10 protein-coding genes are annotated in these 11,095 nt (G+C 71.4%); 8 read left to right on the forward strand and 2 right to left on the reverse strand.

Annotated elements, in window-relative coordinates; genetic code table 11:
- Positions 1-99: 99 nt before the first annotated feature.
- Positions 100-1,053 (reverse strand): MIP/aquaporin family protein, encoded by a 954-nt coding sequence (locus tag ACIQ7D_RS03640; RefSeq protein WP_403933196.1) that lies wholly within the window; start codon positions 1,051-1,053, stop codon positions 100-102.
- A gap of 384 nt (positions 1,054-1,437) precedes the next feature.
- Here ACIQ7D_RS03640 and ACIQ7D_RS03645 point away from each other — a divergent pair, with 384 nt between their 5' ends.
- Together ACIQ7D_RS03645 and ACIQ7D_RS03650 are read left to right on the forward strand one after the other, a co-directional pair.
- A complete protein-coding gene (locus ACIQ7D_RS03645; RefSeq protein ID WP_403933198.1) occupies positions 1,438-1,788 on the forward strand; it encodes a GNAT family N-acetyltransferase in 351 nt (116 codons plus the stop codon).
- Positions 1,789-1,832: 44 nt separating this feature from the next.
- Positions 1,833-2,468, forward strand: coding sequence for an aspartate/glutamate racemase family protein (locus tag ACIQ7D_RS03650; protein ID WP_403933200.1), 636 nt, complete (start codon positions 1,833-1,835; stop codon positions 2,466-2,468).
- Positions 2,469-2,948: 480 nt separating this feature from the next.
- Here the strand turns inward: ACIQ7D_RS03650 and gndA are convergent, their stop codons facing one another.
- On the reverse strand, positions 2,949-4,391 hold the full coding sequence (gndA, locus tag ACIQ7D_RS03655; protein ID WP_403933201.1) for an NADP-dependent phosphogluconate dehydrogenase: 1,443 nt from the start codon (positions 4,389-4,391) through the stop codon (positions 2,949-2,951).
- Between the two features lie 483 nt (positions 4,392-4,874).
- Between gndA and ACIQ7D_RS03660 the strand changes: the two genes are divergently transcribed.
- From ACIQ7D_RS03660 to ACIQ7D_RS03685, 6 genes are all read left to right on the forward strand, one after another.
- Positions 4,875-5,636 (forward strand): DeoR/GlpR family DNA-binding transcription regulator, encoded by a 762-nt coding sequence (locus ACIQ7D_RS03660; RefSeq protein WP_403933203.1) that lies wholly within the window; start codon positions 4,875-4,877, stop codon positions 5,634-5,636.
- A gap of 135 nt (positions 5,637-5,771) precedes the next feature.
- On the forward strand, positions 5,772-7,133 hold the full coding sequence (locus ACIQ7D_RS03665; protein WP_403933205.1) for an ABC transporter substrate-binding protein: 1,362 nt from the start codon (positions 5,772-5,774) through the stop codon (positions 7,131-7,133).
- Complete coding sequence (locus ACIQ7D_RS03670; protein ID WP_403933207.1) at positions 7,130-8,110, forward strand: carbohydrate ABC transporter permease; 981 nt, start codon at positions 7,130-7,132, stop codon at positions 8,108-8,110. The genes ACIQ7D_RS03665 and ACIQ7D_RS03670 overlap by 4 nt, the downstream gene beginning before the upstream one ends.
- Before the next feature lie 26 nt (positions 8,111-8,136).
- Positions 8,137-9,015 (forward strand): carbohydrate ABC transporter permease, encoded by an 879-nt coding sequence (locus ACIQ7D_RS03675; protein WP_403933804.1) that lies wholly within the window; start codon positions 8,137-8,139, stop codon positions 9,013-9,015.
- Positions 9,015-10,004, forward strand: a complete 990-nt coding sequence (locus ACIQ7D_RS03680) for a zinc-dependent alcohol dehydrogenase family protein (protein WP_403933209.1) — start codon at positions 9,015-9,017, stop codon at positions 10,002-10,004. Before ACIQ7D_RS03675 ends, ACIQ7D_RS03680 begins: the two co-directional genes overlap by 1 nt.
- On the forward strand, positions 10,001-10,930 hold the full coding sequence (locus ACIQ7D_RS03685; protein ID WP_403933211.1) for a PfkB family carbohydrate kinase: 930 nt from the start codon (positions 10,001-10,003) through the stop codon (positions 10,928-10,930). The genes ACIQ7D_RS03680 and ACIQ7D_RS03685 overlap by 4 nt, the downstream gene beginning before the upstream one ends.
- Positions 10,931-11,095 lie beyond the last annotated feature (165 nt).

Genomic DNA, 11,095 nt, shown 5'->3' on the forward strand with positions numbered 1-11,095 from the left:
CCCCGGGCGCCCCCCCCCCCGCCCCCGCGGGCGCGGGTGCGGGGGGGGGGGGGGGGGCCCCGGGGGCGGGGCCCCCACCCCTCGTACGTGTACCCGCTGCTACCGCGCCTCTGTCGGCGGCTCGTCGACCGGCGTCCTGCGGGCGGCGGGCTGCGGCGGCGTGGGGGCGTCCGTGGCCGGGACCCGGCCCTCCTCGGTCGGTCCGCCACGCGTCCTGATGACCGGGGCGATCAGCCGCTCGTAGAGCTGCGATCCGATGATGCCGCCGATGAGCGGACCGACGATGGGGATCCACCAGTAGTGGCTGAACCACTGGTAGCTGCCCGGCAGCGCGATGGAGCCCCAGCCCTCGAAGAAGGTGAAGAGCCGGGGGCCGAAGTCCCTGGCGGGGTTGATCGCGTACCCGGCGTTCGTGCCGAAGGTCAGACCGATCGCGAAGACGACCAGACCGGTCAGGAACGGGCCGAGGTTGGACCCCGGCGCCAGATTCTTCGTGTCGATGAGCGCGCAGATCAGCAGGAGCAGGACGGCGGTCCCCACGATCTGGTCGAGCAGCGGCCCCCACCATGAATTGCCGAAATACTCGGCGGGGAACGTGGCGAAGATCGAGTACGTGGAAAGGGATTGTTCCCGCCCGACTCCCGCTTTCGTGTTGGCCGCGTCGATCGCCCATCGATACGTGGCATAGACGAGCGCGGCCCCGATGAAAGCGCCCACCAATTGGGCGCCCCAGTAGGGGAGGACCTTCCGCCACGGAAACGTCCGCCGGACCGCGAACGCGAGCGTCACCGCCGGATTGATGTGCGCGCCGCTGATACCACCGGCGACATACACGCCGAAGACCACCGCAAGGCCCCAGCCCCACGAGATGATGAGCCAGTTGGCGGGCCCGAAAGCCGCGACCTGACGGCCCGAACCCGGCAGACCGACCACCGCCACGGCCACCGATCCGCAGCCCAGCAGGAGCAGGACGAGAGTGCCCAGGAACTCGGCGACGAGTTCGCCGCCGAGACCTTCCGGATAACCTCTTCGGCGTGGACTGCGTACGGCCATGTGCTCTCCTTTTCCCGGGCGGTTCCGCACCGCGCATCACACCTGCCTGACATTAGGCGCCGGGCCCGGCCGCCGCGTCCGGGCGGCCGGACGAAAAGGCCGCCCGTTCCGTCCGACGGCCTACGGCAGACCGGTGAGTCCACGCGCCGCGCGGGGTCCGGGAATTCGGGAAAGGGAATCAGAAGCGCAGGGAACGCACGGACACCGGCGCGTGCTCCACCCACGGCCGGGGAATGCGCCGGGGGATTCCGGGAACGCGTGGGTTTTCCTCGCGGGACCGTCGGCCGTCCGGGCGATCCCGCCGCGCACCCGGCCGGACCGGTGCCCGTACCGTACGGGGTCCGGCCCCACCGGGACCCGACCGACAGCAGGGAGACAGGCCCCATGGCAGACCTGAACATCCGTGACAACCGGCCCCAGGGCCGCTTCGAGGCGTACGAGGACGGTCAGGCCGTCGGGACCATCGCGTACGTCGCCCTGGTGGCCACCCCGGAGACCCCCGCCGTGCCCGCCGCGCTGGTCGCGGTGCACACCGTGGTGGAGGAAGGACACGAGGGCAAGGGCATCGCCGGCACCCTCGTCCGGGAGTTCTACGCGATGGCGGCGCGCGAGGGCGCCTTCGTCGTGCCGCTCTGCCCGTACGCCGCCCGCTGGGCGCAGCGCCACCCCGACGCGGCACCCGAGGCGCCGCCGGAGGTGGTCGAGGCCGCGAAGGCGCAGGTGAGGAACGGCTGACGACGGAGCACCGCGCGGCCGGGCCCCCGGCATAACATCGGGCCATGCTCGTTGTGCTGCACACCTCCCCGGTCCATGTCCCGGTCTTCGACGCCCTGCGGGACGCCGGCCACCCCGGTGTGGCGCTGCGCCACCTCGTCGTGGAGGAACTGCTCGTCCGGGCCAGGGCCGAGGGGCCCGAGGCCGTGGCGGCGGAGATCCTGGCCGTGCTCGCCCCGGCCGTCGCCGAGGGCGCGAGCGCCGTGCTGTGCACCTGCTCGACCATCGGGGACGTGGCGGAGCGGGCCGGCGCCGCGCTCGGTGTGCCCGTGCTGCGGGTCGACCGGCCGATGGCCGAGGCAGCGGCGGCGGCGGGCCGCGTCGTGGTGGTCGCGGCGCTGGAGTCCACGCTGGAGCCGACGGCCGCGCTGATCCGCGAGGCGGCCGCCGGGCGTCCCCTGGAACTGCGTACGGTGCTGGTCGAGGGGGCCTGGGAGCGCTTCGAGGCGGGGGACCGGGACGGCTATCTGGACGCGGTCGCCGCCGCCGTCGACGCGGTCACGGAGCCCGGCGCGGCCGGGGTGATCGTGCTGGCCCAGGTGTCGATGGCCGACGCGGCCGGGCGGACCCGCGGTGATGTGCCCGTGCTCGCGGGACCGGCGACCGGACTGGCCGCGGCGGTGGCGGCCGCCGCCCGCTGACCGCCCCGCGTCCTCCCGCCCGGCCGCTGCCGCGCGGCCTTCGGGCGACGCCACATGGCATCCCACCGGCCGCTGCCGCGCGGTCTTCCGCCGTACGGCCCGGCGCGCGCACCGCGCCGGCGGGACCATGCGTGGACCCGGCGCGCGTGGGCACGCGCACCGGGAGACATTGGGAAGGCACGACTCCCGCACTTCTGGAGGACAGGCATGACCAGTCCGTACCCCGACCCGGTTCCGCCGTCGCCCACCCCGCCGCCGGGGCCGCCCGGCCCGGGGCCGACGCCGGATCCCGTCCCCCCGGGCCCGCCGTCCCCCGTACCCACGCCGCCGCCTCCGGCGCCCATCCCCGGCCCCGACCCGGTCCCCGGGCCGCCGGGACCCGGCCCCGTACCGCCGCCCGAGCCGGAGCCGCAGCCGGGGCCGCTCGGCTGAGCCGACGGCCGGCCGGACCTCCCGAGGCTCGGCCGGCCGGTACCCGGATCAGTCGGTCCTGACCTCGGAGCGGTCACCGCCCCACAGGGTGTGGAACGAGCCCTCGCGGTCCGTGCGCCGGTAGGTGTGCGCGCCGAAGAAGTCGCGCTGGCCCTGGGTCAGCGCGGCGGGCAGCCGCTCGGCACGCAGCGCGTCGTAGTACGCGAGCGCCGCGGCGAAGCCCGGGGTCGGCACACCCTGGTGCACGGCGGAGGCGACCACCGCGCGCCAGTCCTCCTGGGCCGCGCCGATCTCCTCGGCGAACTGCTTGTCGGAGAGCAGGCTCGGCAGGTCGCGCTGCGCGTCGTACGCCTCACGGATCCGGTCGAGGAACGCGGCGCGGATGATGCACCCGGCCCGCCAGATCGCGGCGATCGAACCGAGGTCGAGGTCCCAGCCGTACTCGGCGCTGCCCGCCTGGAGCTGGTGGAAGCCCTGCGTGTACGAGACGATCTTCGACGCGTACAGCGCCTGCTCGACCTGGTCGGCGAAGCGGGCCGCCGCGGCCTCGTCCAGCGGCGCCGCCGCCGGGCCCGGCAGCGTACGGGAGGCCTCCCGGAGCCCGGCGTGGCCGGAGAGCGAACGGGCGAAGACCGCCTCGGCGATACCGGAGACCGGGACGCCCAGGTCGAGGGCGATCTGCACGGTCCAGCGGCCGGTGCCCTTCTGCTCGGCCTGGTCGGTCACGACATCCACGAACGGCGTGCCGGTCGCCTCATCCGTATGGGCCAGCACCTCGGCCGTGATCTCGATCAGATACGAGTCGAGACGGCCGGTGTTCCACGACTTGAAGGTCTCCGCGATCTTCGCGGGGGAGTAGCCGGCGACGGAGCGCAGCAGGTGGTACGCCTCGGCGATGAGCTGCATGTCGGCGTACTCGATGCCGTTGTGCACCATCTTGACGAAGTGGCCCGCGCCGTCCGGGCCGATGTGGGTGCAGCAGGGCGTGCCGTCCTTCGCCTTGCCGGAGATCTTCTCCAGCATCGGGCCGAGCGAGGCGTACGACTCGGTGGAGCCGCCCGGCATGATGCTCGGTCCGTGCAGCGCGCCCTCCTCGCCGCCGGAGATGCCGACGCCGACGAAGTGGATACCGCGCTCGCGCAGGTCCTTCTCGCGCCGCCGGGTGTCCGCGAAGTGGGCGTTGCCGCCGTCGATGATGACGTCGCCCTCCTCCAGCAGCGGGGCGAACTCCTCGATCACGGCGTCCGTCGGGTCGCCGGCCTTCACCATGATGACCAGTCGGCGGGGCCGCTCCAGCGCCGCCACGAACTCCTCGGCCGACTCCGTGGCGACGAATGTGCCCTCGTCACCGAACTCGTCCACCAGGGCACGGGTCTTCGACGCGGTGCGGTTGTGCAGAGCCACGGTGAAACCGTTGCGGGCGAAGTTCCGGGCGAGGTTGCGGCCCATCACCGCGAGCCCCGTGACACCGATCTGGGCTGTACCACTCATGCGTGTGCTCCTGGATATCCGTCGAATTGTGCCGTGCACGGCCAGTAAAGACCCCCGGACCCGGGCACGCCAAGAAAAACCCGCGGGCAGGGCGCCGACCGGGCCGGACCGCCGGGGAGGGATACGTATCTCCGAACACGGCTGTTCACCCCGTCCCCTCCCGCGCGCGCCCGCCGCGGGACGCGCCCCCGCGAGCTGCCCGGATCTGCTCGCCGCTGCCCGAATACGGGCTCCGTTTCCGGGCACGGGCTGGACCGTACCGGGCGCCGATCGGGCACCGGAGTGCCGCCATTCGGGCAGTGATCCGCGCAACACCGACCCCTTCAAGGGGTGTGACCAGGGCATACGGTCCTGGTCGAACGGGCAGACTCGGACTCACTCAATGCTGTGAAGAGCCTGGTCGCAGCGGGTTCCCTGCTTGTACAAACGACGCATGAGCCCGAACGGGTGCTGAGCCGCAGCAAAGCAGGGAAGTGTGTGGTCGTGGACACCGACGAGCGTCGACGAGAAATCCTGGAGATCGCCCGGAGCGACGGGTCGGTGGAAGTCACCGCACTGGCCGGGAGGCTTCAGGTCGCCAAGGAGACCGTACGGCGGGACCTGCACGCCCTGGAGGGGCACGGGCTGGTACGGCGCACCCACGGTGGTGCCTATCCCGTGGAGAGCGCCGGATTCGAGACGACCCTGGCGGTGCGCACCACCCGGCTCGTCCCCCAGAAGTCCCGGATCGCGGTGGCCGCCGCCGATCTGCTCGGTGACGCCGAGACGGTCTTCGTCGACGAGGGGTTCACGCCGCAGCTCGTCGCCGAGGCGCTGCCCCGCGACCGGCCGCTGACCGTGGTCACCGCGTCCCTCGCCGTGGCCACCGCCCTCGCCGACGCCGAGAAGATCGCCGTCCTGCTGCTCGGCGGCCGGGTGCGCGGTTCCACGATGGCCACCGTCGACCACTGGACCACCCGGATGCTCTCCGAATTCGTCATCGACCTGGCGTACGTCGGGGCGAACGGCATCTCGCGCGAGTACGGGCTCACCACCCCCGACCCCGCCGTGAGCGAGGTGAAGGCCCAGGCGATGCGCAGCGCCCGCCGCAGGGTCTTCACCGGGATCCACACCAAGTTCGGCGCGGTGAGCTTCTGCCGCTTCGCCGAGGTCGGCGACTTCGAGTCCATCGTCACGGACTCGGGGCTGCCCTCGGCGGAGGCCCAGCGGTACTCGCTGCTGGGACCGCAGGTCATACGCGTCTGACGGCGGATCCGTGCCCGACCGCGCACCGCACCACCCCTGACATCTCGTCACCCCCCGCGGGCACCGGCCACCCCGGCGTACCGCCCTCCCTCTCACCATCCCCCATTTCCCACCCGAACAATCAGGAGATCTCACATGCACTTCCAACAACGACGTCGTGGAGTCCGCATGCGTATCGGCGCGAGCGTGGCCTTGACGGCGCTTCTCGCGGGGTGCAGTGGCGCGGGTGGGGGTTCCTCCGCCGGCGGCGACGACACGCTCAACGTACTCATGGTGAACAACCCGCAGATGGTCGACCTGCAGAAGCTGACCGCGGACAACTTCACCAAGGAAACCGGCATCAAGGTGAACTTCACCGTCCTGCCGGAGAACGACGTCCGGGACAAGATCACCCAGGACTTCTCCAACCAGGCCGGCCAGTACGACGTTGCCACCATCAGCAACTTCGAGGTGCCGTTCTTCGCGAAGAACGGCTGGCTGCACGCGCTCGACGAGTACACCCAGAAGGACAAGGAGTTCGACCAGGGCGACATACTCAAGCCCCTCTCCGACTCCCTCACCGCGGAGGACGGCAAGCTCTACGGGCAGCCCTTCTACGGTGAGTCGTCCTTCCTGATGTACCGCAAGGACGTCTTCGAGGCGAAGAAGCTGACCATGCCCGACAAGCCCACCTGGCAGCAGGTCGCGGACCTCGCCGCCAAGGCGGACGGCGCGGAGAAGGGCATGAAGGGCATCTGTCTGCGCGGGCTGCCCGGCTGGGGCGAGGTCATCGCGCCGCTGACGACCGTGGTCAACACCATGGGCGGCACCTGGTTCACCAAGGACTGGGAGGCCCAGCTCGACTCGCCCGAGTTCACCAAGGCCACCCAGTTCTACGTCGACCTGGTGCGCGAGCACGGTGAGGCCGGCGCCCCGCAGGCCGGTTACGCCGAGTGCCTCAACAACATGACCCAGGGCAAGTCGGCCATGTGGTACGACGCCACCGCCGGCGCCGGCTCGCTGGAGGCCAAGGGCTCCCCGGTCAAGGGCAAGATCGGCTACGTGCCCGCCCCGGTCGACAAGACGGACAGCTCCGGCTGGCTCTACACCTGGGCCTGGGGCATGCAGAAGGCGTCCAGCAAGACCGACAGCGCCTGGAAGTTCATCTCCTGGGCGTCCAGCAAGGAGTACGAGACCCTCGCCGGTGAGAAGGCCGGCTGGTCGAACGTCCCGGCCGGCAAGCGCGCCTCGACGTACGAGAACCCGGACTACCTGAAGGAAGCCGCCGCGTTCGCCGAGGTGACCAAGGACGCCATCGCCAACGCCAACCCCACCGACCCGGGCACCCAGCCCCGTCCCACCGTCGGCATCCAGTTCGTCGACATCCCCGAGTTCACCGACCTCGGCACCAAGGTCTCGCAGGAGATCAGTGCCGCCATCGCCGGCAAGAAGACCGTGGCCGAAGCGCTCAAGAACTCGCAGGCGCTGGCCGAAAAGGTGGGCAAGGACCAGAAGTGAGTACCTCCGTCAGCACACCCCCACACTACCCGGCCGGGGCGCCGCGCCCCACCGCGTCGCACCAGGCCGGCCGGGGAGGCTCCCGGGCCCGCGCCTGGGCCACCCGGGCTCCCCTCCTGCCCGCCCTGATCTTCCTGATCGCGGTCACCCAACTGCCCTTCGTAGCAACCCTGTTCATCTCGCTCTTCGACTGGAACTCGCTCGCCCCCGACGACCGCAGCTTCGCCGGGCTCAGCAACTACGGCTCGGTGTTCACCGACGCGAGCCTGCGCGAATCGGTCTTCACCACCGTGCTGCTCACGGCGACCGTCGTGATCGCCAGCGTGGTGCTCGGACTGCTGCTCGCGCTGCTGCTCGACCGCAAGTTCATCGGCCGCGGCTTCGTCCGTACGCTGCTGATCACCCCGTTCCTGCTGGTCCCGGTCTCGGCCGCGCTCATGTGGAAGCACGTCCTCTACAACCCCGAGTACGGGCTCCTCAACGGCGGCTGGGCCTGGTTCACCGGGCTCTTCGGCGTGGAGAACCCCACCCAGCCCGACTGGATCTCCGACATGCCGCTGCTCGCGGTCGAGGCCGCGCTGATCTGGCAGTGGACCCCGTTCATGATGCTCATCCTGCTCGCCGGGCTCCAGAGCAGGCCCGCCGAGATCATGGAGGCGGCCAAGCTGGACGGCGCGACCGGATGGCAGATGTTCGGCTATCTGACCCTGCCCCACCTGCGCCGCTACCTCGAACTGGGCATCCTGCTCGGCTCGATCTACATCGTGCAGAACTTCGACGCCGTGTTCACCCTCACCTCCGGGGGCCTCGGCACCGCGAACCTGCCGTACACCATCTACCAGACCTTCTACCAGGCTCACGAGTACGGACTGGCCTCCGCCGCCGGAGTCGTCGTCGTGATCGGCACGATCGTGATCGCGACCTTCGCCCTGCGCGTCGTCTCGTCCCTCTTCAGTGAGGAGGCGAACCGCGCGTGAGTACTCTCTCCGTTTCCAACAGCGCTGTGTCCGGCAGGTCACACGCCACCACGTACGACAAGTACGCCCCCGCCGCCCGGCGGGCCAGGCGGCGCTCCGCCGGGCTGGGCCTGCTGGCCTGGATCGTCGGTATCGTCTTCTGCCTGCCGGCGCTCTGGATGCTGCTCACCTCCTTCCACACGGAGGCCGACGCGGCGACCAACCCGCCCTCCCTCACCGCCGGACTCACCCTCGACAGCTACCGGGTGTTCTTCGGCGAGGGCGGCGGCGCGAGCCCCTGGCCGCCGCTGATCAACTCCGTGACCGCGTCGTTCTTCTCCACGCTCTTCGTGCTCGTGCTGGCCCTGCCGGCGGCGTACGCGCTCTCCATCAAGCGCGTGGAGAAGTGGACGGACGTCATGTTCTTCTTCCTCTCCACGAAGATGCTGCCGGTGGTCGCCGGGCTGCTGCCCGTCTACCTCTTCGCGAAGAACGTCGGCATGCTGGACAACATCTGGCTGCTGGTCATCCTCTACACCTCGATGAACCTGCCGATCGCGGTGTGGATGATGCAGTCCTTCCTCGCGGACGTACCGGTCTCCATCATCGAGGCCGCGCAGGTGGACGGCGCCCGGCTGCCGACCGTCCTGCTGCGGGTGGTGGCGCCGGTGGCCGCCCCGGGTATCGCGGCGACCTCACTGATCTGTTTCATCTTCAGTTGGAACGAGCTGCTCTTCGCCCGGGTGCTCACCGGGGTGACGGCACAGACCGCCCCCGTGTTCCTGACGGGCTTCGTCACCAGCCAGGGGCTCTTCCTCGCCCAACTGTGCGCGGCCTCCGTCGTTGTGTCCCTGCCGGTGCTCGCCGCAGGTTTCGCCGCCCAGGACAAGCTGGTCCAGGGCCTTTCTCTTGGAGCTGTGAAGTAATGAGGGCTGCGATCGTCGAAGCCGTCGGCAAGGTCTCCGTCACGACGGTTCCCGACCCCACCCCTGGCCCTCGGGACGTGGTTGTCTCCGTTGCCGCGTGCGGACTGTGCGGCACCGATCTGCACATCCTGCAGGGCGAGTTCGCGCCCACGCTGCCGATCATCCCGGGGCACGAGTTCGCCGGTGAGATCGTCGGGATCGGCACCGACGTCACCGAGCTGGCGATCGGCGACAAGGTCGCCGTCGACCCGTCCCTGTACTGCCACGAATGCCGCTACTGCCGGACCGGACGGGGCAACCTGTGCGACCGGTGGAACGCGATCGGGGTCAGCAAGCCGGGCGGGGCCGCCGAGTTCGCCGTCGCGCCCGTCGCCAACTGTGTCAAGCTGCCCGACCACATCGACGTGAAGGACGCGGCCCTGATCGAGCCGCTCTCCTGCGCGGTACGCGGATACGACGTGCTCAGGTCGACGCTCGGCGCCGAGGTGCTGATCTACGGCTCGGGCACCATGGGCCTGATGATGCTGGAGCTGGCCAAGCGCACCGGCGCCGCCTCCGTGGACATGCTCGACATCAACCCGGAGCGGCTGGCGACCGCCGGCAAGCTCGGCTGCTCGCGCTCCGGTTCCTCGGCGGACGAGTTCGACCGGCCCACCGGCTGGGACGTCGTCATCGACGCCACCGGCAACGCGGGCGCCATCCAGGACGGTCTGGGCCGGGTCGCCAAGGGCGGTACGTTCCTCCAGTTCGGCGTCGCCGACTACGCCACGACCGCCGTCATCGAGCCGTACCGGATCTACAACCAGGAGATCACGATCACCGGCTCCATGGCGGTACTGCACAGCTACGAGCGGGCCGCCGCGCTCTTCGCCTCCGGGGTGCTCGACCCGGCGGTCTTCATCAGCGACCGGCTGCCGCTGGAGGAGTACCCGCAGGCCATCGAGAAGTTCAAGGCGGGCCAGGGACGCAAGATCGTGGTCCAGCCGTGACCGAGGTTCCACCCGGCGCCGTACTGGTGATGGGCGAGGCGCTCATCGACCTCGTCCCCGTACCGGACGCCCCGGAGACCTACCGGGCCCAGCCCGGCGGCGCGCCCGCCAATGTCGCGGCCGGACTGGCCCGGCTCGGTACGCCGAGCTGGTTCGCCGGGGCGCTGGGCGGCGACGGCTTCGCCCGGCTGATCGAGCGCTGGCTGGCCGACGCCGGGACGGAACTCGGCCTGTGCGCACGCTCGGAGCTGCCCACGACGCTCGCGGTCGCCGACCCGGGCCCGGACGGCACCGGCTACCACTTCCACCTCGATGAGACGGCGACGTTCCGGCTGCCGGACCACGCGGCGCGAGTGGAGCGGTTCGCCGCCGTGTACGTGGGCGGGGTCGCCGCCGTCGTCGAACCGGCGGCCAGGGCCGTCGCGGCCACCGCCCGCGCGGGCGCCGCGCGTTCGCTGCTGGTGGTGGACCCCAATGTGCGCGAGGACCGGACGCTCGACCCGGAGTCCGCCCCGCGGTTGCTGCGCGAACTCTGCTCGCTGGCCCATGTCGTGAAGGCGAGCGACGAGGACCTGTCCCGGCTCTGGCCGGGCACGGACCCCGACGAGAGCTGCCGGCGGCTGGCCGCGGAGGGCCGCCTGGTGGTGCTCACCCGGGGCGCCAAGGGCGCCACGGCGTTCGCCGGGGACGCGGAGCCGGTCTCCGTGCCCGCGGTGCCGGTGCAGGTGGTCAACACCATCGGCGCCGGTGACGCGTTCATGGCCGGCGTCATCAACTGGCTGACCGCGCACGGCGTGGGCGGGCCCGGCGGCGTCGCCGGGCTGCCCCGTGAGCAGGTGACGGAGATGCTGGACTTCGCGTCCCGGGTGGCGGCCTCGGTCTGCGCCCGGACCGGCACGGAACTGACGAGACCGCCGGGCAACTGACCGCTCCCGTACGGCGTTCGCCGTACCCGGACCACGCAGTGGGGCGGGGGGCCCCCCCCCCCGCCCCGCCCCCCCCCCCCCCCCCCGCGGGCGGGCCCCCCCCCCCCCCCGCGGGGGGCCCCCCCGGGATGTGGGCAACACCCCGCCCCCCCCCCCCGCCGGCGG

The organism is Streptomyces sp. NPDC096310 (genome assembly GCF_044763125.1).
GTDB lineage: Bacteria > Actinomycetota > Actinomycetes > Streptomycetales > Streptomycetaceae > Streptomyces.